Consider the following 26,159-nt stretch of genomic DNA (forward strand, 5'->3'; position numbering starts at 1 on the left):
GTTTAATGGCGGTTGGATTGGTTAACCATGCCTCAAAATTTGAAAACTTAGCACCATGAAAATACATGCCGCTTAGCCATATAAATACAACGGCTAAATGGCCAAAATGGGCGCTGAATATCTTTCGGGAGATATCTTCTAAATCGCTTGTGTGGCTGTCAAAATCGTGGGCATCGGCGTGTAGATCCCAAATCCAAGTTGTTGTCTTTGGACCTCTGGCCAATGTTCGACTAAAGTGCCCCGGCTTACCCCACCGCTCAAATGTGGCAGGGGTAGGGGCGTCATCAACCACAACCTTAACTTTTTGCCCCGGTTCCGGGGGACTTATGGTCATTCGAACTCTCCTCTCTTTCCCTAAGAAAACACGGAAAATTCAATCTCAACAACATATCTGCACAGAATCTGCACAAAGAGAAAACCCATTTACAAGGAGATTTTCTGCACAGAATCTGCACAAAGAGAAAACCTGTGCAGAAAACACTGGCCGCACACTGAGGAGAAACAAGAGGAAGTGACGGAAACCCCTGAAAATAGAGGGCTCAGAAAAATACCAACTGTTTCTAGTGACGAACCTTAGAAAACTCAGACGTGTCTTAAAACATCCAAGGATTCAGTCATCAAATTTGGTTTTGTTTCAGAGATTGATTAATGTCCGACGTGAAGTGGAAAAAAACTCCATTCTTGGAATATCCAAGAATCCAAGCAGGCCCCAAGACAAAACAAGAATGGAGCCATACAGATCTGATTAGTCACTAAACTACAGTCTCAGAATCGCAAAAGACTCACCTGTGTTGCAGAAGTTAACCTTGTTTACAAAAAAACGTTAAGCCTAGGAGTAATTGCTCACACAATTATTAAAAAATAAAATAAACCCCTTGAGTCCTTTGATTCAGAGAGTTTTAGCAGCTAACGTCGCCTCCAAATCGCAGCCTGAGTTTAATGCAAGGATTGTTCTATTAAGGACTTAAGCATTGAGATAAATCTTGGATTGGAACTCCTAACCCATAGGTTTCTAGATTTTTTTCTATTGTTTAGATAGCTTTTCTCTATATAACTTCACACTAAAATTTAACGTTTCCGTACTTACAGCGCTGCTGCTGCAAAAAGAGCGGCTGGGGCAATTTTTACGCTACTGCGATGATATTTGCCAAGCGGACGTATGCTTTTGGTCATGCTGTGGTGATGAGGATAGGGCATGTTAACAAAGCAATCAGAGGAGACGCTGCGGCAGCGAGTGCGAGCTGAGTTAGAAGAGGCAGAAACGGGTCTGGGTCTGGGGGTAAATATTGCGATCGCAGCCCTCATCCTGATCTCAGCAGGTTTATTTGTTGCTGAAACCTATCCCCTATCTCCAGCGACCCACACCGCGCTCAAGCGTTTAGACTGGCTGATTTTGGTCCTGTTTGTCTTAGAGTACGGGGTGCGCCTGTGGGCCGCTGAACGACCGTGGCGCTATGCCATCAGTCCCTATGCCCTGGTGGATCTGGTGGGAATTGTGCCGGTGCTAGCGGGGGTGTTTGACATGCGATCGCTACGGCTGATCCGCTGGTTACGGATTCTTAAGCTAGCCCGATTTCTAGAAGAAGAGCACTGGCTCGGTCGAGAGGGGCTGATCATTGCCCGCATCGTTTTTACCTTGTTTTCCATCATATTTATTTACTCAGGAGCCATTTATCAGGTAGAACATCCCATTGCCCCCCAGATCTTTCGCACCTTTCTAGACGCCATGTATTTTGCCGTGGTCACCATGACCACCGTTGGCTACGGCGACGTCACGCCTGTATCTGAGGCTGGACGTACCCTCACCGTCATGATGATTTTGACCGGTATTGCCCTAATTCCCAGCCAGATCGGTCATCTGATTCAAAACATCAACCAGATGCAGGCCGTCAGTAACATTCGCTGTCAAAACTGCGGTTTATCAAACCATGAAACCGATGCCGTTTACTGTCGCCGCTGTGGTGCCAAACTGCCGGTTAGCTAGACTGGTTAGCTAACTCGATGTCACCGCCTGAAAGACTTGTGTAACCAGTCGCTGTGCTTTTTGGTCTAGCGCAATCCAATCCACATCCCCCAGCTCTAAATTAAACAGACTCATATCAACCGTAATGGGCTCCTCATTCGTGTTAGCTGCATTACAAAGTCGGTAGCAAAGCTGCCAAACATCAATTTCTTGCTGCTGGTCCTGTTTAGTCAGACATAGCGTATACAAATGTTCGGGCGACGGTAGCTGAGCTAAATTGGATTGAATTTGGTCATGCTCTTCCGGTGTGGCGGTTTCAAGCATATCTTGCAAAGCCAAATATTGCTGTTTTTGTTCAGCGGTGGCCTCAGCGGGCCAGCGCATGTCATCCCGATAGGAGCCAGCCCAATCGGACACCTCCAGCTGTTTACGAATGTTATCAATAATACGAATCAGGGCAGGCTGCATCAGCGCCTGGGCATAGCGCTGATCCTGAGGGGTCGCGAACTGGGGCATAGGAAGCCAGGGAAATAATCACAGCGATGCCATTCAGTTTAGGGGAATAGGGACAGCCGGTGTATGGTCGGCCAACGGCAAAATTAAGCGGTTTGAGAGACTCCCTGTTTTAACCACAGCTGCAGAATATCGTTGATCCAACAAATCTCTGACTGGGTCACCCCGATATCCTTAGCCACCAGGGCATAGTCTAATTTGCCGACGATGGTGCGGTTGCGACGCAGGTGAAACATAATCGTAGAACCGCCCGGTTGAAGATCGATATCTTCAATGTCCTGTTTGTAGGTATTGATCTGATAGTCCACAGGTCGGCAGGGAAATCGGTAGCCCAACAATATAATGTCGGGCAATAGCTGAATGCTAATCTGTCGCAACAGCATGGTCACTAGTGTTTGGGCACCTCGGTAGCCCCAACGTAAACTGAGGTATATCCAGCCTATACCTATACCTGTGGTCAGTAACTGTTGCCCAATACCGATCAGCTGAGGCCATAGGTATAGTAAACCTTGCCCCACAAGACATACTCCCACCGCGTTGATTACTGTTTGGAGAAAAACCAGACAAAACTGAAGGTTTTTCCACCCCAGTGGGGGCAGTAGTACCTCCAGGGTTTGGCTGTATTCCAACAGCTTGAGCTGGGTCTTTGCAGGGGCCATGGTCTCTAGCAATGCCCGTTGACAGCAATGCCCCAGTCCCCCGAGCGACAACCGCTGCGGAGCAAAGATCTTATCTGCTTGCTCTAGGCCATAAAGAGCGGATTGAACCGATCCGGGGCGTTTATGTTGTTTAGGCTGGGTCAGCCAGCGGAGCCAAGACTTTAGCGGTCGACTCACATGGCCTAGCTCTTGACTAAATAAAATACGCAGGCCTCGCTGGGGTAAGTGGCTGGGGTGTTGGCCCGTAGCCAGATGCACCAGTGTGGCTCCTAGACTGTAAAGATCGGTGGCGGGTACGGCTCTATCTCCTAGCTGTTCAGGGGGACGATAGCCAGGGGTGCCTGAGATCAAAATGGGTTCGGCCTGACTCCCAGCTGTCTGCTGTTGGTGGGAGTACTGCACTAGACCCAAATCCACTAAGTAGACATGGCCTAGGCTGGTGCCGGAAGAAGTGCCCAGGACTAGACTGCTAGGTTTAATATCGCGGTGAATAATGATGGGCTGATGGTGGTGCAGATAGTCAAGGATCTCTAGCATTTGTCGAGCTAGCGATCGCAGCTCAGGTTCAGCAAACTGCCGCTGAGCGTTAACCAGGGCATAGAGCGATTGGCCCTCAATATAGGCTTGCACTAGCATCAGACCGTTATAGCCCTGCTCATTCACCTCAAAATCATCTAAATAGGCCGGAATCGACGGATGATCCAGGGTTTTGAGGACTGCGATTTCGGTGCGAAACCGATCAATATCTTTAGGCATCAGCGGATCATCAACGCACAGATATTTGATCACAACCTGACAGCTGCGGCTGTGGTCGTACCCTAGCAGCGTTCTGCGTCCGAGTCTGGCCCCCAACGTGTGCTGAATACTATAGCGGTTGTGTAATCGAGGCGGTTGTAAAGCGCGGGTGGAAACCATGGAAGTATTGGTGGGTTGGGATCAGAATGCCCGATTGAATAGCGCCGGTAGCGGGTTTAGAATGACTCCCAGTGCCGCAACGGATATAGAGGGAGTTTGAGCATGGTTCAGCCCAGGGTTTTTATCGATGGTGAAGCGGGCACCACCGGACTGCAGATCTATTCACGCCTAGCTCAGCGGCAGGATGTCACGGTGGTTAGCATTGACCCTGCCAAGCGTAAAGATGTGGCAGAGCGAGCCCGGCTGATTGACTCCGTGGATCTAGCGATCCTGTGTTTGCCAGATGCGGCCGCCCTGGAAGTGGTGGCACAAGTTTCCAGTCCCACGGTCAAAATTTTGGATGCGAGCACCGCCCATCGCACCGATCCAGATTGGGTATACGGTTTTCCAGAACTGGCTCCGGGCCAGCGACAGGCCATTGCCACGTCCCATCGGGTCAGTAATCCGGGGTGTTATCCCACGGGGTTTCTCGCTGCGATTAAACCGTTGGTCAGTGCTGGGCTACTGCCAGCTAGCTTTCCGGTGACGATCAATGCCATTTCTGGCTATTCCGGCGGTGGTCGCAAAATGATGGAGGCCTACGCTGGCTATTGGGGCGAACCGGAACCGGACTATCCCTATGGGGTGTACGGTCTCACCTTTGGCCACAAGCATGTGCAGGAGATGCACAAGTATTCAGGGCTGGATCACACGCCGCTGTTTTTGCCAGCGGTGGGGGCCTTTGAGCAGGGCATGCTGGTCCAGATGCCGCTGCCGTTGTGGACGTTGGAAAATCCACCGACGGGGCAGCAGCTGCACGATGCTCTGGCCGCCTATTATGCAGACGCTCCGTTTATTCAAGTGCATGGGTTAGGGGATGTAGAGGGACTGCGCGATCGCAAGTTTCTCGACACCAAAGCCGCCAACGGCACCAACCAGGTACAGCTGTTTGTGTTTGCCAATGACGACACCCACGAAGCCCTAATTGCCGCCCGGTTAGACAACCTTGGCAAAGGAGCCTCAGGTGCAGCCGTTCAAAATATGAACCTCATGCTAGGACTTCCGGAAAGTAGAGGCTTGTGAGATGCAGCCCTCAAGGCGCAAGCTCCCGGTCCGACTCCGTATCTTTCAAAAACTGACGATAGTTAAATAGTTTCGCATCGTCAGAAATTTCTTTGGCCGTATGAAACGTAAACCGCCGGTCTTTACTAGATTCCTCCCAAGCCTGCTGGATTTTTTGAGATGGAAATGTGCCTTGGGCCAGCAAGGTCATCATTTTTGTCCAGCGCGGTTTGAGCTGATGGGATTCACCGACATACAAACGATAATTACCGATGGTCGCTACCGCAAAAATTCCAGAACTCATGATAGCCGTTATCCCTGATAGCTGGACGGTTAGTAAAAGGGGTTTTAGCTAATTTTCCCCTTGGAGTCAGTGAACTTATCAATATTGTGATGTTTTTCAACTTCCAATGGACTATCTACAATAAGTAACGTTTATTTTCCGCATCTGTCGGCATACCCCCCTATGACTGTTGGTCTACCCTTTAACCCTGATGTTCAAACCCAGACAAATGATGCCGATAGTTTTGCCATCACATTTGCTCCCCTATCGTTAGAAGAGTCGTATCGTCTAGCCGATGACGCCGCCAATGGTGCTGTTGTTGTCATGAGCGGCATGGTCCGCAACAACACCGAGGGCAAAACCGTTGTTGCTTTAGAGTATCAGGCCTATGAGCCTATGGCCGTGGCCGTCTTTAAACAGATTGCAGCAGAGATTCGTCAGCGCTGGTCAGATGTCACCCATGTAGTGATTCACCATCGCACCGGTAAGCTCACCGTGGGAGAGATTAGCGTACTCGTAGCAGTAGGGTGCCCCCATCGCTCAGAAGCCTTTGCGGCCTGTCAATATGCTATCGATACGCTAAAACATAATGCACCTATTTGGAAAAAAGAGATTTGGCAGGATGGATCGACAAGCTGGGTCAGCATTGGCGCTTGCGAGACTGAAGATGAATAATTCTCTGTCTCGTTTTTGACTACTCCGCTCGTGATAGTTCACCGAATTGATCGTTCAGCGGTAGTAGAACTGTAATATTTGGTATTGGATTGATAGGTTTATGCGCTGGATAGCTCTCGACATTTACCAGGGACTCAATAATGTCTATAACGGCTGGATCTGGTGGAACCTGTTTCTGGCTTTTATTCCCATGCTGCTGAGCTTTCGGCTATTTCGACGCAAGGCGATTCCTCCGATTTGGTTTGCGATCGCATGTTTTGGCACCGCTCTCATTGGCATTGTTGGGCTCAAGTCCAGAATCCCCAGACTTAGATGGGCTATGTCTGGTGCAATCAGCAATATTCAGGCTGGCGATCCTGGCACCATGCTGCAGCTGGTTTGGCTAGCGGGCGTCATGGTAGTAGCACTCGGCATCAGTATTTTATTGTTTAAACTGTCGCATACATCAAAGCTGTGGCTGTGGTGGATAGGACTGGCAACGTTTATTGCCTTTCTACCCAATGCTCCCTATGTTTTAACCGATATTATTCACCTGCTGCGCGGTGCCAGCTCTGGCACCATTAAGATCTGGGTGATTACTTTCTTATTTATTCCCATGCACATGACCGCCATTGTGCTGGGGTTTGAAGCCTATGTCCTTTCTCTTCTCAACGTCAGCTTTTATCTAAGACAAAAAGGCTTGCAAGCCCTGACGCTGCCTGTTGAGCTGAGCATACATGCTCTGTGTGCTGTGGGCATTTATCTGGGCCGTTTTATTCGCCTTAATAGCTGGGATGTTGTTGTCGATCCGACTAGTGTTTTGGCAAGTACCCTCAATACCCTCACATCAAAGCGACCGCTGGCAGTGATTGTCTTCTCGTTTATTCTGCTGACAGTGCTCTATTGGCTGATGAAGCAAGTCACCCTAGGACTAAAGCTCAGAATCCACTACGCTCGTAGAGGGCTGAGCGCCCTTGATTAAAGGGCACTTGATGGCTCAAAAACAAGATTCAAGCCAGCTATGGTCAGCGCTACTGGTTCACAGCTTCTTGCGGTGTTTTCTGGATCGTAGCCGGGTGCCAACAGATCCGACGATTCCACCAATAGGCCCCTAGACCCACCCCTAAGTTTGACACCAGCGCTGCCGCAAAAATTCCTGTAGGCCCTGCAATCCGGCTACCAATATAGGCCAGCGGAATATAGAGGACAAACATGCGGATAATAGTCATGACGATGGAGGGGACAGGCTTACCCATGGCGTTAAAGGCGGCACTGCTCACCTGGATGATACCGGCGGCACCGTAGCTAATGGGAACGAGCCATAGATACTGGGTAGCAACGGCGATGACGTTAGGATCTTGGTTAAAGAGCGTTGACAAGACTCGTCCCCCCAGACCTAGACCAACGGCCATCAACAATCCCCAGCCTATACAGAACACAAAGCTTTGACGCATAGCCAAACGCACGCGGCTAGTTTTCTGCGCGCCCCAGTTTTGGCCAACAAACGGCCCCATGCTAGCAGACAGGGCCAGAACAGTAATCAAGGCAAAAGATTCTAATCGTGACGCTACCCCAAAACCAGCTACAGCAGCGGGTCCATGGATAGCAAGGAAGCTAGTAATCACACCGATGGAAATGGGCGTAATCATGCTGGAGGCGGCAGCTGGGAGACCAACAGTAAGAATATCTTTCCAGCACCAGAGAGTCTCATTGATGTCTGGAAACTGGTTAGAGAGAAGATTTTCTTTGAAACGAAGCACGAGCAGAGCCGCGACTAAGGTGGTGGCACGGGCAATGACGGTAGCGATGGCTGCGCCTTGAATTTCTAGACGGGGAAAGCCTAGAGCCCCAGTAATTAAGAGCGGATCAAGAACAATGTTGACGGCAGCCGACAGGGTCATGATAATACTAGGGGTTAGCGTATTGCCTGCGGCGCGGATAGCGCTGTTGCCGACCATAGGCACCACCAAAAAGACCATGCCAAAGTACCAGATGCGCATGTAGTCGCGCACGTAGGGCAGCGTGTCAGGTCCGGCCCCAAGTGCTTTAAACAGCGGGTCGATGGTGAGCAGACCCATGCACACAAAAACAATGACCGCCGTGACTGCTAGGGTAAGGCTATTGGTCGTGAAGCGTTGGACGCGGCTCATGTCGCCTTCGCCAATGGCGCGGGCGATGACGGAAGAGGCACCGATGCCCAGCCCCATAGCCAGACTGCCAAAGGTCATGACGACCGGAAAGGTAAAGCTCATGGCGGCCAGCTGCTCAGTGCCGAGCTGACCGACAAAGTAGGTGTCAACTAGGTTAAAAGCAATGATGGCAAAAACACCCCAGACCATAGGAATGGTGAGGGTTAGGAGTTGCCTGCCGACGGGGCCTTCGGTGAGTTTGCGATTCATGAAAGAACGGTGGGTACTTGCTCAGTATAGTTACATGAATCCAAACGAGGTAGTCGCCCGTACTAGACCCGTAGGTAGGATGAATAGAGCGGCGTTGAAGCCACGGTCTCGATTGTCCTACCGCTGTGCATGAATTGATGATTCAGGACGATTCAACCTATGAAAAATATGCTTCGCAATGTTCGTTTTCCTTTAGGTGCCCTGATTTTGGGAGTGGGGATGACGCTTCCTCAAAATGCCTATGCGGGACATACTAATGTTGTACTGAGTACCGTACTAGATGGCAGTGCGGTAGTTGCTAGTGATGGCGATCTAACCCAGCAGGTGGGCGATGCAACAGGGATGGGAGAAGCCTATGTGTTTGGCATTGACGGTGATGAAACCACCCTGTGCTATACGATGGAAGTCTCAGGCATTCAGCTGGTGCCAGTCGGCGATGGCATGGCGGCCCATATTCATGAGGGCGCGATGGATGAGAATGGTCCGGTTGTTGCCGCATTGGCCGGTCCAGAGGACGGTGATGCAGGGGATTGTTTAACCGAGGGTGAAGAAGGCAAATTTCCCACTGGTGAGGCTGGTATTGTGCAAAGAATTCTGCAGAATCCCGGAGATTTCTATATTAAGATTCACAATCCCCAGTTTCCTAATGGGGCAATTCGTGGACAGCTAAGCGGCCCGAGTCATTCTCACTAAACAAAGCAACAAAGCGTGGTTCCTTTCTGAAGGTATAGATCTGAGGTAATCGCTAGCTGTTAGCTATTCGGGCGGCAACAGCGATGTCTTGGTATGGCCGGTCCCTTAGGTTGCCCGACGATGGCAGAATCCTAAACGATAGTGCAGCTATGGCACGGTTACTGTTGCCATAGCTATGCCTATAAGGATTCACTCAGCGTTGAGTTGGACTATCTGTTCTGTGGCTCGATGATCTTGTTGGACTATGGACTATTTGTTAGCGACAGCCGATAAACGTGTGGGCTAAAAGGTACCATGAGCTGTAGTGGTTTCCGGTTATCTAGAGTCTATGGATTTTGAGGACTCTACCCCTAGAAAGTATGTCGAACTAACCGATACTCAACTCTGGTTGGAAAGTATTCGAGGCAGTTCTAAAGCGTTGGGAAAGCTTTATGCTCGCCACGCCGGTTTAGTCTATGGCATTGCTTTTAATATTCTAAAAAATGCTGAAGAAGCTGAAGATTTAACCCACGACATTTTTTTTCATCTCGTTAAGGGAGCAACCTACGATCCTGCGCGGGGGTCTTTGCGGACCTATGTTGCCATGCTCACCCGCTCCCGTGCCATCGACCAAGCGCGATCGCGACAGGCAATGCAGCGATCCATTCAGCGGCTGCAGCGTAGTCATGCTAGTAATATGTCATCGCCCCCGCTGGCTGATGTGACCCAACAAGAGCAGCAGCAGCATGTGCAAGCAGCGTTGTCCCAGCTGTCCGACAGCCAGCGACAGGTCCTGCAATTGGCCTATTACGAAGGACTGACTCAGGCCAAAATTGCGGAGAAGTTAGCAACTCCATTGGGTACCGTAAAAACAAGAGCGCGTCGGGGACTGCTCAAACTACAACAGATTTTAAAAAGTCAGCTGGATTAGGGGATGTCACTAGGGGTAGCAACAGTATGACTAAATCACCCTCGGAAAATGAGCTACAGCGTCTAATCGCAGGCTATGTGCTCTATGATCTGACTCCAGAGGAGGCTACGTCGCTAGCCGCATTAGTAGCGGACAATCCGATGATTGTTCAAGAGATTGAGCAACTGCAGCAAACCTTAGAGCAGGCCTATGGGCCACCAGAGATTTCCCCTCCTGCTCACCTATATGAGAGAATCTTGGGCTCATCGTCGGTACCCCCTGTATCTCGCTCTCGTCGATGGCAGCTTAATCCCTGGGGGCTGTTGGCGGCTAGTTTAGTGGCCGGGCTAGGCCTTAGTAATATTGTGCTATGGCGCTCCCTACAAACGATGCAGGCGCAGCTGTCGCAGCTGCAACCCGCTGTGGGACGCACCGTAGTCTTAACGTCAGCGACCGATGCTGTTCCTAAAACCAGTGCTGTTTTAGTAGAGATTGATCCGATTACTCTCCAAGCGACATTGACTGGCGAGAATCTGTCTGTATTGCCCGATGGTAAAGTGTATGCACTTTGGACGGTGCTACAGCCGGAGGCCCCCTTTACCAAAGATGCCAAAAATGCAATTTTAACCCAGACATTTACGGTAGATGAGCAGGGCCAGGTGTCACTGCAGATTCCTCTACCTGGGGTGTATCAAAATTTTCAGTGGATTCGTGCGATCTCAATCACCATTGAATCTGCCGAAGCCCCCCAGCGCCATGAAGCTAGCCCGATTCTGATGGAAAATTTAATTTAAACCAAAGTTCAATCTCTAGGAAAGGATGCCGGATATTGGCATGCTAGTTTTCTATTTTTAGCCAGCAGCCAGTTCTCGTGCTAGGTAATACCAGGAGCGATTGCGAATGAGTTGGATTTCCTCATCAGTGGGTAATCCCGTTTTGTCTAGAAAACCTAGAACCAAAGGGTGGGGGCTTCCTATGCAGAGGTCTAGAGCTTTTCGAGCTGAATTGAGAGCGTAATTGCCTCGGTGGATAAGCTGTGCGCTAAAAATTAAAATATCTCCCGGCGCGAGATCGACTAGGACTGAGCCCGGTAGATCTTCGTGATTGTGATGGCCATTTAACTCGAACCGTACGTTTCTTTCTAACTCGGTATCCCAGCGAAGATGGCTATCGGGAATGAGTTCTACGCCTTTCTCGGCGACTAGAGGAATGCGCACATGGAGGCTGAGCATGTTAGCCTGCTCGGCAGCCTGTATCGCATCATCAATGGGACTGTATTGCAGATCACGATGCCAGTAAGGCTGTTTTCCTGCTTGGTGCGGGTTAAAGAATAGCTGTGTATTGTGAAAGTAAATATCTGTATCAAATATGCGTTCTAGGGCATGGGTGAGCTTGGCGGAAGCAATTAGGTTGAAGAACTGGAGTCGCTCGTGGCTATGACCTTCGAAATATTTAGGGTGTGTTAGCGAATGCATATTGATCAGTTGTTGCTCGATCAGGGCGTGATGATTTTCCGCTTGCCACTGGCTGTAGATCCGGTCAACAATCTGGCTAATTTGATCGATTTCTTCTTGCGTGAAGAAATTTCTTAAAATGACGTGCCCCTGTGTCTCAAACTGGTTACTCGCATCCATGGGGTTTGATTGAAAACGGCTAGAATTCACCCGATGATTTTGTCTATGATCAAAGTCTAGTCATTCTGATGCAAAGACGGCTTAGAATTTGTCAGAATGCGATCAATAAACTAGCCCCTGCTCCATGGATAAGCCTGTTATTCTGACGATTGATGATGATCCCGCCGTACTCCAGGCGATTGCCCGTGATCTGCGTAAGCAGTATGGTGATCGCTTTCGCATTGTACGAGCTGACTCAGGGGCAACGGCGCTAGACGTCACGCAGCAGCTCAAGCTGCGCGGCAATACGGTGGCGCTATTTCTGGCAGACCAGCGGATGCCAGGGATGAGCGGCGTTGAGTTTTTGAACCAGGGCTCAGAAATCTTTCCAAAGGCCAAGCGGGCATTACTGACAGCCTACGCCGATACGAATGCAGCCATTGATGCGATTAATACAGCACAGCTAGATTATTATTTGCTCAAGCCCTGGGATCCGCCAGAGGAAAAGCTATATCCGGTGTTAGACGACCTGATCCAGGACTGGCAGGCCACATTTAAGCCAGAGTTTCAGGGGGTAAAAGTGATTAGCGATCGCTGGTCGCCACAGTCCCACGCGCTGCGGGATTTTCTCTCACGTAACCAGATTCCCTACCGCTGGCTAGATATCGAATCCAATCAGGAGGCTCAACAGCTCGTGGCCTATGCGGGGGAGAAAGATAATCCCTGTCTGCCGCTGGTACTGCTGCCCGATGGCGAGAAGCTGGTCAAGCCCAGTACAGCCGATCTGGCCCAGAACGTAGGCATGCAAACCGAGGCCGAGAACCCGTTTTATGACCTGTTGATTGTGGGCGGCGGTCCGGCTGGGCTGGCTGCTGCTGTTTACGGTGCCTCAGAAGGATTGCGAACCGTGATGGTTGAGCGGGAAGCTCCTGGCGGTCAGGCGGGAACCAGCTCGCGTATTGAGAACTATCTAGGGTTTCCAGTTGGACTCAGCGGTAGCGATCTGGCCCGTCGAGCTGTCACCCAGGCCAAGCGATTTGGTGTTGAGATTTTGACACCGCAGGAAGTCACAGGCATCCGATTAGAGGACAACTACCGCATTGTCTCCCTGTCAGACGGCAGCGAAATTAGCTGTCATGCGCTGATTCTGGCTATGGGCGTGGCGTGGCGTCGATTAAATGTCCCCGGCGTAGAGCAGTTTACAGGCGCTGGTATTTACTACGGTGCGGCCCAGACGGAGGCAAAAGCCTGTCAGGATGAAGATGTGTATGTCGTAGGCGGAGCCAACTCAGCCGGTCAGGCTGCGATGTATTTTTCGAAGTATGCCAGCAAGGTCCGCATGCTGGTGCGGGGCGAGTCGCTCACCAAGAGTATGTCACAGTACTTAATCGATCAGATTGCTGAAACTGACAACATTGAGGTAATGCCGTTTCACTCTGTTGTAGAGGCCAAGGGGGGTGACCGGCTAGAGGAGATTTTGGTCAAAGACTCTCAGTCTGATGAGATTAAGACCTTTAAGGCCAATTCGCTGTTTATTTTTATTGGGGCAACACCGAGTACAGACTGGCTCGATGGTGTCGTACAGCGAGATCAGCGCGGCTTTATTTACAGCGGAGCCGATATTCCTGATGGAGTATCCTGGCCCCTAGAGCGCGATCGCTTTTTGCTAGAGACCAATGTGCCAGGAATCTTTGCAGTAGGAGACGTACGCCATGGGTCGGTGAAGCGAGTGGCCTCTGGTGTCGGTGAGGGGTCGATCTGCGTGCAGTTTGTCCATCGACACTTGGCGAATGTATAGCATGTTAAGGCTCTAATTTGAATGGAGTTCATTCTAAAAGTGTAGGGAAATGAAGCTCAAAAAACTTTGGATAGGGGTATTATGGCTGGCTGACAAAAGTTAGTCAGCGTTTTAGCCGGTATCACAATGGCCTCTGTCTTTATCTGTGGTGTGGACATAAGCTCTCTACAACTGGAACGTCACATAGCAAAGATTCACTCAATGCTGACACCTTTAAACGTGGTGGCCTTAGGCTTAGCCGCCACTGGCGCATCCTTAATTTGCTGAGTGCGAAGACGATGCTTTTGAAAATAGTTTTGCCACTCATGGGGAGCGTTGAGAGTTTCGCCACCATGCTGGGTGAGGCGTTTTCGCACCTGGCAAAGCACGGGGGTATTTACACAGGCCCCGGATATAATCACCTGACCTTTGGTGAGAGCCGGTAGCTCCTTGAGCAGGTCTCGTCCAGCCGCTTCCACCCCATACTTGAGACTCTCCTGGTCTACCGGGTTAACAATGCGCATCAGAAACTGGCTCATACACTGGGAGAGCACATCAGAATCCAGCTTTCCTGGTCGCTGGGTGATCAGCCCCACTCCCAAACCAAACTTACGACCTTCACTGAGGATAGTCCTGAGGACAGCCTTACATCGCGATGGTTCCTTAGCCGGTGCAAACCGGTGCGCCTCTTCGACTAGCACAAAAACAGGAAATGGGAGATAGTTTTCGGCCCCCTCTTCGATTTTGTCGCGGGCGGTGTTGATGCGGGCATGATAGCCCTGACGCAGAACCGCTGCACAGATTACCTGCTGCTCCTCTTGGCTGATTTCATTCATCTGCAGCACGGTTACCTGCCCTGGCTCAAATAAATCGCGGGGAGCCATGTGGTTGACCTGGTGAAAGTAGGGAGAGCGGGCCAGCCGATCTAGCTTCCATTCTAGGGCTGGAGCTGAGGAGCCGACCTTATCATTTCCTTCATCGTCAGCTGTGGTATCCGCCTCATAGACTGCCGCAATTAGGTCGTTAACGTTCCAACGGTAGTCGCCCCGCTTGTGTTTACCTAAGATAGTAAACGCCTTATTGAGAATAGACTGCTGCCGATCACTCATTTCAGGCAACAGGGTGAGAATGTCGTAATAGTCCAGGGACGACATCCGAATTTGAATATCGTCGGGGGTGAGAATTTGGACCTTGGGAGCGTAGCCATCGCTGGCCTGAAAAGCTGGATGCCCCCGCATTTCTGACAGCGTGTTGTACTCGCCGTGGGGATCAAAAATTAGCACCGCTGCCCGATTATAGGGCTGCAAAAACTCTTCGATCAGCACCCCGGCGGTGTAGCTTTTTCCCGAGCCGGTACCGGCCAAAATAGCCATGTGGGTGCTGACAATTTCTTTTACATCCAGGGTGACAGGCACGGCTCCCCCCGGACGCAGGAGCAAAGATCCAATCTGAGCCGAGCCCACATCTCCCGGCTGCTTTTTGTTAACAACCTGCTGCAGACGATCATCGGCTGTAATGGAGACCTTTGCCCCTGGGTCAGGGGTAATCCGAGGATTAATAAAGCCAAGGGCTGGGTGGAAGTACCCAATCACATCCACCGTGACTTCATAAATTTCTGGATTGGGATAAGTAAACCCAATCAACGAAGCAATGGTCTCAGGACTAATCTGAGTATCAGCAAAAATCCGGTCAGGCAGATGATCAATGAGTCGACGCTCAGAGATCTTGCCTAAAATTTCCCATGAGCCATCACTATCAGGCGCATCGATCTCATAAAAGACAAATTCACCAATTTTGACCCGCTTATTATCAGCAGTAATAAAAACGTATTGATTACCGTCTTCACCGGGACCCTTGACGGTACCAATAACTGGGTTGAGATCTCTGGGGGCCTTTCGGGTCATAGCGGTGCAGTAGCATAAGCGACCTGTAGTCAGGTCAAAAGCCAACATCACCCACTATAGTAAACCTGTATTGCTTGAAAGTAACCCTGTCTTTACATCCCGCCTTTGTCAAACGTTCGCCGTAACGTCCGGGAAGGGCCGACAAATCTAAGTAAGAAAGGGAGAACGGCCTCGCAGCGCAGCTTCGAAATGAAGCAGGCACGACGGCACGCTCTCCATGGGGGACATGGAAAATGACGTATGGGCTATGGCTGAGTTCCCCGTATGTGATGACAAGCATCCGGCAAAATAACCATGGCATCACCAAAAGAATAAAATCGGTAGGCTTGGGAAATCGCCTCTTGATAAAGGTCCATCAGCCGCTGACGCCCCACAAGCGCACTAACCAACATGAGCAGGCTAGATCCGGGCAGGTGAAAATTTGTGATCAAACCATCCACCACTTTCCAGTCGTATCCAGGATAGATAAATAAATTGACCGGACCTCGATAGGCTTTAAGACCTCCCTCTTGGGTGGCCACCCCCTCCAGCGTACGCACGCTGGTTGTACCGACAGCAAAAACGCGATTGCCCTGGGCCTTTGTTTTTTGGATCAGGTCCACAGTCGCCTGGGGCAAATCTACCCACTCTGCGTGCATTTGGTGATCGGTAATCGCCTCGGCTTCCACCGGACGAAAGGTGCCCAACCCCACATGCAGGGTCACCTCGGCCCGCTGAATTCCCTTTTGGTCCAGTGACTGAAAAACCTCGGGGGTAAAGTGCAGTCCAGCCGTGGGAGCAGCGACGGCACCAGGGTGTTGGGCATAAATGGTTTGGTACTGCTCAGGATCGGCCTGGGACTGAGTAATGTAGGGGGGCAGTGGGACTTCACCCAATGTCTCCAAAAGGGTATCTACGGGGGTCTCTGTTGTGGAGGTAAAGGTGAGCAATCGACCGTTGGTATTGCGATCGCACGCCTCCACATGGGCCTTTAGCAAGGGGTTATCTAAATCAGGCCCAAAATGAATCATGCTACCTGGCTGTAAGCGTCTGCCAGGTTTGACCAGAGCCAACCATTGGTGCGGGGGACGCGGCTCTAGCAATAAAACTTCAACCTTAGCTCCACTGGGTTTATGGCCATATATTCGCGCTGGTATGACTCGCGTATTATTGAGAATAAGCAGATCTCCAGGACACAGAAAGCTGGATAAGTCCTTAAAATGAACATGCTGATGCTCAGTTTTTGAGGACACCACCATCAGTCGAGAATTATCTCTCGGGGTGGCAGGTTCCTGCGCAATCAGCCCTGTCGGCAAGTTATATTGGTAGGCCGCCAATGAATAATCATTGTTGGCTTGCTGTTGCTCAAATGGGTTGCCGGAATATGTGGGGAAGCTATTGGATAAAGACATGGGAAAAGAACAACAGACGAGATAGCGTTGATTTTTTATAAAGGCTGATCATCAGCTTTACGCAGCCGATAGATTTAATGCCAGACTGTTACTATATGTTCTGTGGACCGGCTGCCTACATGACTCAAACGATCTAGACTGTAGCACCGCTTTATACCTATGGATTACGTTTACTATCTATCCAATGCCAGTCTTGTTCTCCGGGTTGTTGAACGGTTGCATCGCCTGACTCAACTACCCCTAGAATTTGTAAGCGTCATCCACCGTATCGACGGTTGGATCCTGCGCATTAGGCTGCATGAGAGCGTCGCACCAGATACTGCCTCTAATTTTCAAGCTTTTCTAGATGAGGTGGGTGGCCGCTCTAAACCTGGTTATCGCATCCGTATGGCCCTGTGGGGGTTGGAAACGGGGCAAACCGCCGTAGATGTCATGCGCCGCTATCAGGTCGCCGTTGTTTCCCATGGCAAACCCGATCGCTACGAGATCGAAGAATTTCGCAAACAGTTTGTTGAGGGACTAGGCTATTGTCCCGAGACGTTGGCCTAGGGCGCGTTATCAATTCCCCATGGCTAATAGATCTACCGTTCAATCGCATTGACTAAATAGTCCTGCAGTGCCAGGTATCGTTGCCCATCTGGTAGCTGCAGACAAGCTTTGGTGACTTTAGGCTGGTGCTGATGGCAGCTGACTAAGGCCACATCTAAGCGACAGGGCATGTGAGCCAGGTGAGGATGACGGGTCAAAAATAGGCGAGCTGTGGTCCAGAGTTTGCGTTGTTTAGCGCGGGTAATGGACAGCAATCCATCTAAGTCCCAGTTACCCTGGCTCCGGGTTTTGACCTCGACAAAGGCCAACATCTGGCTACTGAGCTTGCCCCCCTGGGCGTTATAGCCCTGGGCAACGATGTCTAGCTCCCCCCAGCGGCAGTGCCAGCGCCGATAAAGAATCTCCCAACCTTCCTGGGTGAGCCAGTCCTGGACCAGCTGCTCCCCATATATTCCCAAGTCTTGATCAGCCATGTCTGGACGCCATAATTCCATGGCCAGAGTTCCCCAGGGGCTGGATGTAACATCAAGTACTGCTGGCTTAAAATTCTTCTACAAACTGGGTACCATGGGCACAGATCTCTTAGGGTTCCCAGTAGACGACGTTATGAGCCAAACACTGAAAGCAGACATTCACACTGAGTATCAGCAGGCGTTTGAGCGATGCGCCGTGGGCTCAGAGTCTCTGGGGTTAGTCCACGGGATTGCTAAGCGGATGGTGGCACTGCGATCGCACTACGACGCCATAGAAAAAGCGACCACTGTACCCTGGTGGTTCGCTGGCATTTTGCATTACAAAGAGTGGAATTTTCGAGAGCCTGCCCTATTTGAAAAGCAGGTCGCGGATGTGCTCATTGCGAAAAAATATCACCAGGCAACCATCCGCACCTTAGCAGCTTATCTCTGGGGGTTTGACCTTTGGAATGGCTTTCAGGATGGCTCCGGTACCCAGTCCACATGGGTGTGGGGTCGCACCAATGTCTTAGCCCAAAAAAGCTCAGAAATGGGTGCTGCTGGCATTCTCAAACATCTCCAAAAACAAGGGTTGGTAACGGCAGTCGCTCCGGTAGCGGCCAAAAGCGCTAAACCTACGGCCAAAGCGCCGGCCAAAAAACCAGCCCAAAAAGGCAAAAAGCTGCCTGTCATGTATTTTTCGCAGCGTGATAATGCGGCCCAGGCCCATCGCACCTGCAACACCGCCAGCTGCTGGATGGGGGCGCTGTATATGAAAACAGCCCTATGGGAAGAGTGCGGCGAAGACCAAAATGCAGATCTTAATTTTTACCTGCCTAAGGTAGAAGCCTATGGTGACACTACAGACCATGGAGCCCAGACCCATGCCCTATCAAGTCTAGGCGTTAAGTCTGAGTGGCACACTGCCCTCTCTATGAATGATGTCAAAAAAGAACTGGATGCAGGCCGTCCGGTGGTTCTAGGTGTCTTACACAAAGGTCCGGTCAGCAGCCCTCGGGGCGGTGGCCATATGATTTTGGCCGTGGGCTACGATGACACTGGCATGTTTATCCACGATCCCTACGGAGATATGGACTTAGTCAACGGCGGCTATCCTGGCTCCACCGATGGCTCCTATCGTCACTACAGCTATAAAAATCTAGGGGCTCGCTTTGAAGTAGAAGGCCCTGGCAGCGGCTGGGGACGCATCTTCAAGGGCGCTCGTAAGTAATGCGGGCAGCTACCTGAGGGCGTCCAACTATTTTGGGAAGTATGATCGTAGAACACAGCCATGCTTCGAATGAAGAGAGCCCATCATGACCGCTGCCGCAGATAGCTCACAGGATTCTCAAAACCAAGTACTCGAAGAACTACGCACACTGAAAGGTGATGTTTCTGACTTTAGGGAAGAAGTTTCCGAGTATAAGGATGAAGTCAGGGCCTTTAATCAGAAATTCGAGACGTACCAAAAAGCGACCCAGTGGGTGGTGCAGCTGGCCTTTAGCCTGATTGCGGCAGCGACAGTGACGGTGATTATTTCTACGGTTACGGGCCGATAGTTACGGACAGATAGGCCATTACCCATCCAGCTGGCCATAGAACTCGCCGACCCAGGGCAGACTGGCCAAATCTTCGAAGGCGACCTGTCGCTCTTGGTCTAATTCGGCAATCCGTTTTTTTTCGGCGTAGCTTTGTTTGTGATAGTAGGCGCATTCATTGGGCTGGGTTTCTAGGTCGGTTTCTTCCCAAAGTTTGAGAAAGTAGCGATAGCGCTTTTCGCACAGCGTTTTTTCCATACAGGCCACAGCTGCTCGGATAATCAATGGCGCGCGGAGAATATCTCGCTGGGTCTTTTCGTCGAGATAGAGTAGGTGATGAACCTGAGAAAGCGGGCCAGTAGATTCTGATGCGAGGTTGCGTAGTTGTTCCAGCAGCCCGACAGGAGAGGGTTCCTGGGCGTCATCTGCCACCTGCCACTGCAGCATCATGCGCCAGAGGGCACGATGGTGGGAAAAGCTCAGTTGTAAATCGCGTTCTTCAAGGGCCTGTTTAACGGCCTCACGATTTTTAGGTATGTGAATATAAACCCGCAATAGCCAGCCCTCTGCCTCCTCTAGGGCACTTTTTTTGATGGCGACCTTGAACTTTTTTTGGGCCTCTTCAGGCGAACGGCGCTGACGCCGGACCTGGGCCAAAAAATTCTCGGCTAGCAGCGGTACGAGGCGGGCATCGCCCTGGCTAAAGATTTCGGCACAGTGGCGAATATAGTGGGTACGGGTGTCAGCGTTGGCAATATCCGCTAGTAGTTTGACGATATCTTGGGACGCTGTTTGAAACTGATCAGCCTGTTTTAGGTCGAGGGGCTGTAGGGTTTGTTGAATTTGCCAGTCGAGCCATAAAGGAGCGGCTTCGACCAGGGCATGGTATTCATCGGCAACGTGAGTCCTCAGGTAGTCGTCCGGGTCCTTGCCATCGGGGATATTCAGAATTCGCAGCTGGACATCGCCTCGGTGGGCCATTTCAGCCACTTCGCCAATGGCTCGCTGGGCGGCCTTGATGCCAGCCGCATCGGCATCAAAGTTAAATACGATTTGCTTGGACTCGGTGTAGCGCAGCAGCTGGCGCACCTGCCCCGCATTGAGGGCCGTACCCAGGGATGCGACTGCGTTGGTGATGCCTGCCGCGTGGAGGGCAACCACATCGAAATAGCCCTCGACGACAATGGCACGGTCTTGCTTTGCGATCGCACCCTTCGCTTTGTCTAACCCATACAGCGTTTTACTTTTATCAAACAGCTCGGTTTCTGGCGAGTTGAGATACTTGGGCTTTTCATCCCCTAAACCACGGCCACCAAAGCCAATGATGCGCCCGTTCGGGTCGTAAATCGGCACCATCACCCGATTGCGAAAACGGTCGTAGTAGCCAGTGCCATTTTTGTTGGGTACCACCAGCCCCGCCTGTTCCACCAGTTTGACGGAGTAATGCTTTTGCTCGACCAGATAGACATAGAGGGCCTGCCAGCCATCAGGGGCATAGCCAAAGGTAAAGTGTTTGAGGATGTCGTCGCTAAATTGGCGCTGCGATCGCAAATACTCTAACGCCTCTTGCCCTGCACTTTGATACAGCGCATGCTCATAAAACTTGGCAGTCACCGTCAGAATTTCAAACAGCTGCTCCCGCAGTGTGACCTTACGCTGATATTCCTGCTGCTTTGCCGGTTCTAGAGTTTTAACCGGAACCTGATAGCGTCGTGCCAGGTCCAGTACCACCTCAGCAAATGACTGCTGGCCCAGCTCCATCAAAAACTTAAAGGCATTGCCCCCGGCTCCACAGCTAAAGCAGTAGTAAAACTGTTTAGACGGGCTGACGCTAAAGCTGGGGGACTTATCATCGTGAAATGGACACAGCCCGGTAAAGTCCTTGCCCTGCTTTTTAAGCACCACATGCTCAGACACCACATCGACGATATCCGCACGCTGGCGAACATCATCGATAGTATCTGGATGGATGCGGGGTGAACTCATGCGGGCATTAATGGCATATGACTATCATATGCTCTTCCCAAGCACCCCTGAATGAACAAACGTTCCCTTCGACTTCGCTCAGGGAACGTTTGTTCTGAAGACAAGGTATAACTAGGCCTATTAGAGCTGCCCTAGAATTTTTCTGTCGGCTCAGAGGTCGGATCAGGAACAGCTTCAGGCTCAGAGACCGGGTCAGGAACAGCTTCAGGCTCAGATTCAGGAACCGATTCAGCGCAAGCGGCTAGATTGTCGTCAATTTGCTGATGTTGTTCATCGGTCAATAGCGCCATTACATCTTGTTCAAAGGCAGCTTCGGCCATCTCAATGCTAGCTTCTTGCTCAGCACTGGGACCCAGGCCAGAGGCATCTACTTCCGCATCAAACTCTTCTTCGATCATCCCCACTTGCTGCTGTTGTTCGGGGGTTAGGAGACTTTGGAAGTATTGATCATACTGTTCTTCAAGGGAATTCAATGCCGCTTCTTGATCGGGCGTTAAGGCCGGATCTGCCTCCTCTGTAAGTAACTCAGGGGCAATGGTAGCCATTTGATCTTCGGCCCAGGCATCTAACTGGTTCACCTGTTCCTCTTGTTCAGGAGAAAGGAGCGCAGTAACCTGACTGTCAAACTCTTCTTCTAATTGAGCTAGTGTCTCTTCTGCTTCAGGAGAGTCCGCCTCAGAATCGGCCAGAATTCCAGTGATTTGATTGTCTAATTCTCCTTGCAATGCTTGTAATTCTGTTGTTTGAGTCTCGCTCAGTTCGATGCCATCATATTTGGTCGGACAGGCCGCTTCCTCTGCCTGGACGGGGCGGGGCATAGCCAGCAGTGAAATCGCGCCTAGTAACGTAGACAAAAGTTTAAGTTTCATAATCTTTTAGAAATCAACATTTCCTTGATGCGACTTCTCTACGTTAGAAAGTGGTTTGGGAAAATCTGAGGAATAATTCGGGGAGATATCGGTTAGGTCAGGAATAAGGACTTGATAAGATTCAAAAAATTGATCTGCAGAGGCACTCTACGGAACGCCTATAAGCCCACAAAATCAAACTAATAGCCAGTGATTGGTAGCCTCGAATACAGACACATCGCAGGGCTCATGGATAAACCAATTTGTAACGTTCGCTACTAGCCAAGTCTTGGCGAACGCATGCTGGGGCTCAGCAACGCTGTGATGTTTTATTTGTGCTCTACTGAAACCTTATGGGTCGTTTACAAGTCAGTACGGATTAAGGCTTCTCCGGTGATAAAACCGTTACAATTTACTAATCTGAGCATTAGAACGCATCTTGTATCCGGATTCCTGCCGGGTTTTTCCAGATTGCTAGTGGTGATGGGTAATCGTGAATTATGGCAAAACTCTACAGTTGAATAGATGTAGAGCTGTACGATTTTCTTATGCAGAGTAAATCAAGCGCTAACACATATCAGCCACTTTAGTATTTTTCTGTAAGATGTCTTCCGTTGTCCTTGATATCAAATCTGCTATTACGCGTAACCCAACAGTGGTTACGCCACAAACCACACTTCAGGACGCGATTACTCATCTAGAGAACCCCCACAAGCCCTGTCTGGTCCCCCAGGAAAAGCTGAAGACCTATCGAGTTGATTTTGTTACGCGAGAACTCCATGATGAACTGCGATCGCGATATTTAGTCGTGATGGAGCATCAGAAAATTATTGGCCTGCTGACGGCTCAAGACCTGCTTGCCTGCAACCACCTAGTCGGTCCAGCACCCACCATCGCTCAGTGCATCACTCAACCCTTTGCCACCCTCAGCGAATCCGCGTTGACGGAACTCTACACGCCCTTGAATTTACTGCGCCAGCATCGGCTCCGTCCAATTGTGATCGTAGATGAGCACAATCAGCTTGCCGGTCTGCTGACCTACGAAGAAGTGCACGCCATTGCCTTAGTCAGTCAGGTGCAATCTGTGGCACCTGTGCGCGCTCCCATCGCTGCTGCTCAGCCACAGCCCAAAGCACTGCCACCCTCACATCCGAGCCGTTCAATGCAGCGAGAGCAAGTGATGAATAAAATCATTGCCCAGGTTCACTCGTCGCTGGATGTGCAAACTGTTTTAGAGACAACCGTGGCTGAATTACAAACGGTATTGGGGTGCGATCGCGTCATTACCTATCGTCTGCGCTCGGACCTCACCGGTAAAGTCATTGCTGAATCCATTGATGATCCATCGCGATCGGTGCTCCACAGCGAAGTCCGCGATCCCTGTGTTACCCCTGAATGGCTTGAACCCTACCGCCAAGGCAAGGTACGCATTGTCAATGACATTTACGAAAGGGAAATGACGGTATGTCATCAGGACATGCTGAGTGGTTTTGACATTCGCTCCAAGATGATAGTGCCCATTATCGTTGAAGGCGAAATTTGGGGGCTGATCCTGACCAGTGAGCGGCATGGACCTCGGCAGTGGCGCCCTGAAGACGTTGAGTTAGTACGTCAGCTGGGGGTACAGGTTGCGATCTCAGTGCAGCAGGCGCAAGCCCACGAACGGGCCCAGTCCGAACTAGAAGAGCGCCGCAAAGCTGAGCAACAATTGCAAAAACTACTTGAGGTCACCGCGACCAAAACGGGAGCTGATTTTTTTCCTATCTCTGTGATGCAGCTAACAGAATCCCTGGGAGTTGCCCATGCTATTCTGGCCGAGCGCCATGGTGATACGCTGCGCACATTGGCGTTCGTTGCCGATCAGGTGCTACAGCCCACCTATGAATATCCGATAGTGGGCACTCCCTGTGAGCAAGTGCTGCAGGCGGGTGAATTTCATTGTAGCCAGTCCGTCCAGGAGCTATTCCCTAAGGATTCAGATTTAGCTAGTTTGGGAGCCGAGAGCTATCTTGGCTTTGCCATGCAAGACTCTCACGGAGACGTGGTCGGACATCTTTGTATTCTGGACCGCAAACCGCTAGAGCATTCAGACCGAGCCGAAAAACTCATCCGTTCTTTTGCCGCCCGAGCCACCGCTGAACTAGAGCGTCAAAAAGCAATTGATGCCCTCGAACACCTTAACCAAGACCTTGAAGCTAAAGTAGTCGCTCGTACCGCCGATCTTCAAGCCTCTTACCAGCAGCTCCAAGACACCCAGTTACAGCTGATTCAATCGGAGAAAATGTCCAGCCTTGGACAGCTGGTCGCGGGTGTTGCCCATGAAATCAACAACCCAGTCAGTTTTATCTATGGCAATTTAAAGCCGTGTCAAGAGTATATAGACGATCTGTCCCGGTTAATTTCACTCTACCAAAAACACTATCCAACAGCCCATCCAGAAATTTCAGAATTTATTGAAGCGGTAGACATTCGATATACGCTTGAAGACTTTCCTCATCTGATCAACTCTATGCAGACGGGCGCAACTCGAATTCAAACAATTGTGCAATCATTACGCACATTTTCTTATGCCCAACAGGAAGGCGTTAAAGCATTTAACATTCATAACAGCATTGATAACACCTTAGTGATTTTGCAAAATCGTTTAAACGGTCGAGCCGGAAAGCCCACCATTGAAGTTGTCAAGGCTTATGGCAAACTGCCATTGGTTGAGTGTTATGGCGGGTTGCTTAACCAGGTATTTATGAACTTGTTAGTCAATGGAATTGATGCCATTGAAGAACAGCAAAAAGTATCTCCTGAGTATCAGGGTTGTCTCATCATTACCACAACAGTTGTATCCTCTGAGATAGTTGAGATCAAATTCCGAGACAATGGTATTGGCATGACGCCAGAAACCCAAGACAAAATCTTTAACCCATTCTTTACAACCAAACCCGTGGGGATTGGGACGGGGATGGGCCTATCTATTAGCTACAAAATTGTGACCGGGGACCATCAGGGGCAGTTTTATTGTTCTTCGGTTTTGGGTGAAGGGACCGAATTTGTCATTGAGCTACCCGTCAAGATAACAGACTAATACCCTAGAGCTGTTTCAGGCGATAGCCTACACCATGGACCGTTTCAATAAAATCTGACGGTGCCCCCGCCTTTCTCAATTTTTGGCGCAGACTTTTGAGATGGGATTTGACAGTTTCCTCATCGGGGAGCGCCTGGGCTGCCCAGCACTGATCAATCAGGACCGACCGGCTTAATACCCGACGACCGCTGCGTAAAAACAGCTCCAGTAGGCTAAACTCCTTGGGAGTTAGCTGCAGGGGAGTCCCATCGTAAAAAACTTCGTGGGTGGCTGCATCGAGTTGCGCCTGTTCCCACACCAGCAGGGTGCCTGTATCGCTCAAGGTACCGCGCCGCAGCAGGGCTCGCAGTCGAGCCAGTAATTCTAGTAAGTCAAAGGGTTTGACCACATAGTCATCGGCCCCTGCATCTAGACCTGCCACTTTATCCGTATTGGTATCGCGGGCAGTCAGCATCAAGATGGGTAACCGCCGACCGGCCTCCCGCAGCCGCCTGCAGAGATGGATACCGTTGATCTTAGGCAGCATGACATCCAGTATCATCAGGTCATAGGTTAAATCCGTTGCCTGAATCCAACCCATTTCACCATCGGTTACCCAGTCTACGACATGGCCTTCATCAGTTAGCGCTTCAGTTAATCCTTCACCTAGCTGCAGATCATCTTCGACTAAGAGAATGCGCATGGGAAAACGTTTAAAGTTGCTTACTTCGACTATAACGACGGTTAAATCGAGCTGTCTAGACTATGGTGGATCCTGCAAGCTGATGATTTAGTGTAGATGCCTTTTAACAGAGGTGACTAACAGAGGCGACTGTCCGATGACCTTTTCTCGCACTCAGCAATGGCTAACGATGGGGTTTGGCGTTGCGATCGCAACGCTTCTGGGTACGGCGCTACTCGCCCGCAATGCCATCGTCAATCGGGTGTATCCGTCTGAGTGGGTCGAGCTAGAGGGGAATGCCTATACCTATTTGAATGGATTACTGGTTGCGATCGCAGAAGCAGAAGCCAGC

23 protein-coding genes and 2 pseudogenes are annotated in these 26,159 nt (G+C 50.6%); 13 read left to right on the top strand and 12 right to left on the bottom strand.

All coding sequences use genetic code 11. The features are described from left to right. A pseudogene (psaA, locus tag IQ260_RS07450) lies at positions 1-334 on the bottom strand (photosystem I core protein PsaA); the annotation flags it as partial. 861 nt (positions 335-1,195) lie between these two features. On the opposite strand from psaA, the gene IQ260_RS07455 reads away from it, so the two are divergent. Then, complete coding sequence (locus IQ260_RS07455; protein WP_193992275.1) at positions 1,196-1,984, top strand: ion transporter; 789 nt, start codon at positions 1,196-1,198, stop codon at positions 1,982-1,984. 9 nt (positions 1,985-1,993) lie between these two features. Here IQ260_RS07455 and IQ260_RS07460 read toward each other — a convergent pair whose 3' ends face one another. Both IQ260_RS07460 and IQ260_RS07465 read right to left on the bottom strand, forming a co-directional pair. After that, positions 1,994-2,479, bottom strand: a complete 486-nt coding sequence (locus IQ260_RS07460; protein ID WP_228015680.1) for a hypothetical protein — start codon at positions 2,477-2,479, stop codon at positions 1,994-1,996. Positions 2,480-2,562: 83 nt separating this feature from the next. Continuing rightward, the gene (locus IQ260_RS07465) at positions 2,563-4,050 is read right to left on the bottom strand and encodes a serine/threonine protein kinase (protein ID WP_193992276.1); all 1,488 of its coding nucleotides are present in this window, start codon (positions 4,048-4,050) and stop codon (positions 2,563-2,565) included. Between the two features lie 102 nt (positions 4,051-4,152). Here IQ260_RS07465 and argC point away from each other — a divergent pair, with 102 nt between their 5' ends. After that, positions 4,153-5,112 (top strand): N-acetyl-gamma-glutamyl-phosphate reductase, encoded by a 960-nt coding sequence (argC, locus tag IQ260_RS07470; RefSeq protein ID WP_193992277.1) that lies wholly within the window; start codon positions 4,153-4,155, stop codon positions 5,110-5,112. A gap of 10 nt (positions 5,113-5,122) precedes the next feature. Here argC and IQ260_RS07475 read toward each other — a convergent pair whose 3' ends face one another. Continuing rightward, entirely contained in the window at positions 5,123-5,395 is a 273-nt protein-coding gene (locus IQ260_RS07475) for a GIY-YIG nuclease family protein (protein WP_193992279.1), read from the bottom strand. Between the two features lie 162 nt (positions 5,396-5,557). On the opposite strand from IQ260_RS07475, the gene IQ260_RS07480 reads away from it, so the two are divergent. Both IQ260_RS07480 and IQ260_RS07485 read left to right on the top strand, forming a co-directional pair. Then, complete coding sequence (locus IQ260_RS07480; protein ID WP_193992280.1) at positions 5,558-6,049, top strand: molybdenum cofactor biosynthesis protein MoaE; 492 nt, start codon at positions 5,558-5,560, stop codon at positions 6,047-6,049. Between the two features lie 100 nt (positions 6,050-6,149). Continuing rightward, positions 6,150-7,010: a DUF1361 domain-containing protein gene (locus IQ260_RS07485; protein ID WP_193992282.1), complete on the top strand. Its 861-nt coding sequence runs from the start codon at positions 6,150-6,152 to the stop codon at positions 7,008-7,010. 49 nt (positions 7,011-7,059) lie between these two features. Here IQ260_RS07485 and IQ260_RS07490 read toward each other — a convergent pair whose 3' ends face one another. Beyond that, a complete protein-coding gene (locus IQ260_RS07490) occupies positions 7,060-8,427 on the bottom strand; it encodes an MATE family efflux transporter (protein ID WP_193992284.1) in 1,368 nt (455 codons plus the stop codon). Between the two features lie 159 nt (positions 8,428-8,586). Here IQ260_RS07490 and IQ260_RS07495 point away from each other — a divergent pair, with 159 nt between their 5' ends. The 3 genes from IQ260_RS07495 to IQ260_RS07505 all read left to right on the top strand — a co-directional run bounded on the left by IQ260_RS07495 (position 8,587) and on the right by IQ260_RS07505 (position 10,803). Further along, positions 8,587-9,120, top strand: a complete 534-nt coding sequence (locus IQ260_RS07495) for a CHRD domain-containing protein (RefSeq protein WP_193992286.1) — start codon at positions 8,587-8,589, stop codon at positions 9,118-9,120. Between the two features lie 328 nt (positions 9,121-9,448). After that, entirely contained in the window at positions 9,449-10,030 is a 582-nt protein-coding gene (locus IQ260_RS07500) for a sigma-70 family RNA polymerase sigma factor (protein WP_193992288.1), read from the top strand. 26 nt (positions 10,031-10,056) lie between these two features. Next, entirely contained in the window at positions 10,057-10,803 is a 747-nt protein-coding gene (locus tag IQ260_RS07505) for an anti-sigma factor (RefSeq protein ID WP_193992290.1), read from the top strand. A 57-nt stretch (positions 10,804-10,860) separates the two neighbouring features. Here the strand turns inward: IQ260_RS07505 and IQ260_RS07510 are convergent, their stop codons facing one another. Beyond that, the gene (locus IQ260_RS07510; RefSeq protein ID WP_193992292.1) at positions 10,861-11,643 is read right to left on the bottom strand and encodes a phytanoyl-CoA dioxygenase family protein; all 783 of its coding nucleotides are present in this window, start codon (positions 11,641-11,643) and stop codon (positions 10,861-10,863) included. A gap of 124 nt (positions 11,644-11,767) precedes the next feature. Between IQ260_RS07510 and IQ260_RS07515 the strand changes: the two genes are divergently transcribed. After that, entirely contained in the window at positions 11,768-13,420 is a 1,653-nt protein-coding gene (locus IQ260_RS07515) for an FAD-dependent oxidoreductase (RefSeq protein WP_193992294.1), read from the top strand. Between the two features lie 194 nt (positions 13,421-13,614). Here IQ260_RS07515 and IQ260_RS07520 read toward each other — a convergent pair whose 3' ends face one another. Then, entirely contained in the window at positions 13,615-15,303 is a 1,689-nt protein-coding gene (locus IQ260_RS07520) for an ATP-binding protein (protein ID WP_193992295.1), read from the bottom strand. Positions 15,304-15,548: 245 nt separating this feature from the next. Then, positions 15,549-16,694: a tRNA preQ1(34) S-adenosylmethionine ribosyltransferase-isomerase QueA gene (gene queA / locus IQ260_RS07525; protein ID WP_193992296.1), complete on the bottom strand. Its 1,146-nt coding sequence runs from the start codon at positions 16,692-16,694 to the stop codon at positions 15,549-15,551. Positions 16,695-16,853: 159 nt separating this feature from the next. Here queA and IQ260_RS07530 point away from each other — a divergent pair, with 159 nt between their 5' ends. Continuing rightward, positions 16,854-17,243 (top strand): hypothetical protein, encoded by a 390-nt coding sequence (locus IQ260_RS07530; protein ID WP_193992297.1) that lies wholly within the window; start codon positions 16,854-16,856, stop codon positions 17,241-17,243. Between the two features lie 32 nt (positions 17,244-17,275). Here the strand turns inward: IQ260_RS07530 and IQ260_RS07535 are convergent, their stop codons facing one another. Continuing rightward, complete coding sequence (locus tag IQ260_RS07535; RefSeq protein ID WP_228015682.1) at positions 17,276-17,737, bottom strand: YraN family protein; 462 nt, start codon at positions 17,735-17,737, stop codon at positions 17,276-17,278. Between IQ260_RS07535 and IQ260_RS07540 the strand changes: the two genes are divergently transcribed. Continuing rightward, positions 17,736-18,926, top strand: a complete 1,191-nt coding sequence (locus IQ260_RS07540) for a C39 family peptidase (RefSeq protein WP_193992298.1) — start codon at positions 17,736-17,738, stop codon at positions 18,924-18,926. The genes IQ260_RS07535 and IQ260_RS07540 overlap by 2 nt on opposite strands. Positions 18,927-19,011: 85 nt before the next feature. Beyond that, on the top strand, positions 19,012-19,254 hold the full coding sequence (locus IQ260_RS07545; protein WP_193992299.1) for a hypothetical protein: 243 nt from the start codon (positions 19,012-19,014) through the stop codon (positions 19,252-19,254). An 18-nt stretch (positions 19,255-19,272) separates the two neighbouring features. On the opposite strand, the gene dnaG is transcribed toward IQ260_RS07545, so the two are convergent. Both dnaG and IQ260_RS07555 read right to left on the bottom strand, forming a co-directional pair. After that, on the bottom strand, positions 19,273-21,219 hold the full coding sequence (gene dnaG, locus IQ260_RS07550; protein WP_193992300.1) for a DNA primase: 1,947 nt from the start codon (positions 21,217-21,219) through the stop codon (positions 19,273-19,275). Between the two features lie 131 nt (positions 21,220-21,350). Next, a complete protein-coding gene (locus IQ260_RS07555) occupies positions 21,351-22,088 on the bottom strand; it encodes a hypothetical protein (protein WP_193992301.1) in 738 nt (245 codons plus the stop codon). Positions 22,089-22,671: 583 nt separating this feature from the next. Between IQ260_RS07555 and IQ260_RS07560 the strand changes: the two genes are divergently transcribed. Continuing rightward, on the top strand, positions 22,672-25,146 hold the full coding sequence (locus IQ260_RS07560; protein ID WP_193992303.1) for a GAF domain-containing protein: 2,475 nt from the start codon (positions 22,672-22,674) through the stop codon (positions 25,144-25,146). 4 nt (positions 25,147-25,150) lie between these two features. On the opposite strand, the gene IQ260_RS07565 is transcribed toward IQ260_RS07560, so the two are convergent. Beyond that, the gene (locus IQ260_RS07565; protein ID WP_193992305.1) at positions 25,151-25,828 is read right to left on the bottom strand and encodes a response regulator transcription factor; all 678 of its coding nucleotides are present in this window, start codon (positions 25,826-25,828) and stop codon (positions 25,151-25,153) included. Between the two features lie 136 nt (positions 25,829-25,964). On the opposite strand from IQ260_RS07565, the pseudogene IQ260_RS07570 reads away from it, so the two are divergent. After that, positions 25,965-26,159 (top strand): annotated as a pseudogene (locus tag IQ260_RS07570) (sensor histidine kinase); the annotation flags it as partial.

This window comes from Leptolyngbya cf. ectocarpi LEGE 11479 (genome assembly GCF_015207065.1).
GTDB lineage: Bacteria > Cyanobacteriota > Cyanobacteriia > Phormidesmidales > Phormidesmidaceae > Leptothoe > Leptothoe ectocarpi.

What these genes read in the sequence shown, in the direction of transcription:
- IQ260_RS07455 (WP_193992275.1), top strand. Translation starts at nt 1,196, where the DNA reads ATGTTAACAAAGCAATCAGAGGAGACGCTGCGGCAGCGAGTGCGAGCT.
- IQ260_RS07460 (WP_228015680.1), bottom strand. Translation starts at nt 2,479, where the DNA reads ATGCCCCAGTTCGCGACCCCTCAGGATCAGCGCTATGCCCAGGCGCTG.
- IQ260_RS07465 (WP_193992276.1), bottom strand. Translation starts at nt 4,050, where the DNA reads ATGGTTTCCACCCGCGCTTTACAACCGCCTCGATTACACAACCGCTAT.
- argC (WP_193992277.1), top strand. Translation starts at nt 4,153, where the DNA reads ATGGTTCAGCCCAGGGTTTTTATCGATGGTGAAGCGGGCACCACCGGA.
- IQ260_RS07475 (WP_193992279.1), bottom strand. Translation starts at nt 5,395, where the DNA reads ATGAGTTCTGGAATTTTTGCGGTAGCGACCATCGGTAATTATCGTTTG.
- IQ260_RS07480 (WP_193992280.1), top strand. Translation starts at nt 5,558, where the DNA reads ATGACTGTTGGTCTACCCTTTAACCCTGATGTTCAAACCCAGACAAAT.
- IQ260_RS07485 (WP_193992282.1), top strand. Translation starts at nt 6,150, where the DNA reads ATGCGCTGGATAGCTCTCGACATTTACCAGGGACTCAATAATGTCTAT.
- IQ260_RS07490 (WP_193992284.1), bottom strand. Translation starts at nt 8,427, where the DNA reads ATGAATCGCAAACTCACCGAAGGCCCCGTCGGCAGGCAACTCCTAACC.
- IQ260_RS07495 (WP_193992286.1), top strand. Translation starts at nt 8,587, where the DNA reads ATGAAAAATATGCTTCGCAATGTTCGTTTTCCTTTAGGTGCCCTGATT.
- IQ260_RS07500 (WP_193992288.1), top strand. Translation starts at nt 9,449, where the DNA reads ATGGATTTTGAGGACTCTACCCCTAGAAAGTATGTCGAACTAACCGAT.
- IQ260_RS07505 (WP_193992290.1), top strand. Translation starts at nt 10,057, where the DNA reads ATGACTAAATCACCCTCGGAAAATGAGCTACAGCGTCTAATCGCAGGC.
- IQ260_RS07510 (WP_193992292.1), bottom strand. Translation starts at nt 11,643, where the DNA reads ATGGATGCGAGTAACCAGTTTGAGACACAGGGGCACGTCATTTTAAGA.
- IQ260_RS07515 (WP_193992294.1), top strand. Translation starts at nt 11,768, where the DNA reads ATGGATAAGCCTGTTATTCTGACGATTGATGATGATCCCGCCGTACTC.
- IQ260_RS07520 (WP_193992295.1), bottom strand. Translation starts at nt 15,303, where the DNA reads ATGACCCGAAAGGCCCCCAGAGATCTCAACCCAGTTATTGGTACCGTC.
- queA (WP_193992296.1), bottom strand. Translation starts at nt 16,694, where the DNA reads ATGTCTTTATCCAATAGCTTCCCCACATATTCCGGCAACCCATTTGAG.
- IQ260_RS07530 (WP_193992297.1), top strand. Translation starts at nt 16,854, where the DNA reads ATGGATTACGTTTACTATCTATCCAATGCCAGTCTTGTTCTCCGGGTT.
- IQ260_RS07540 (WP_193992298.1), top strand. Translation starts at nt 17,736, where the DNA reads ATGGCCAGAGTTCCCCAGGGGCTGGATGTAACATCAAGTACTGCTGGC.
- IQ260_RS07535 (WP_228015682.1), bottom strand. Translation starts at nt 17,737, where the DNA reads ATGGAATTATGGCGTCCAGACATGGCTGATCAAGACTTGGGAATATAT.
- IQ260_RS07545 (WP_193992299.1), top strand. Translation starts at nt 19,012, where the DNA reads ATGACCGCTGCCGCAGATAGCTCACAGGATTCTCAAAACCAAGTACTC.
- dnaG (WP_193992300.1), bottom strand. Translation starts at nt 21,219, where the DNA reads ATGAGTTCACCCCGCATCCATCCAGATACTATCGATGATGTTCGCCAG.
- IQ260_RS07555 (WP_193992301.1), bottom strand. Translation starts at nt 22,088, where the DNA reads ATGAAACTTAAACTTTTGTCTACGTTACTAGGCGCGATTTCACTGCTG.
- IQ260_RS07560 (WP_193992303.1), top strand. Translation starts at nt 22,672, where the DNA reads ATGTCTTCCGTTGTCCTTGATATCAAATCTGCTATTACGCGTAACCCA.
- IQ260_RS07565 (WP_193992305.1), bottom strand. Translation starts at nt 25,828, where the DNA reads ATGCGCATTCTCTTAGTCGAAGATGATCTGCAGCTAGGTGAAGGATTA.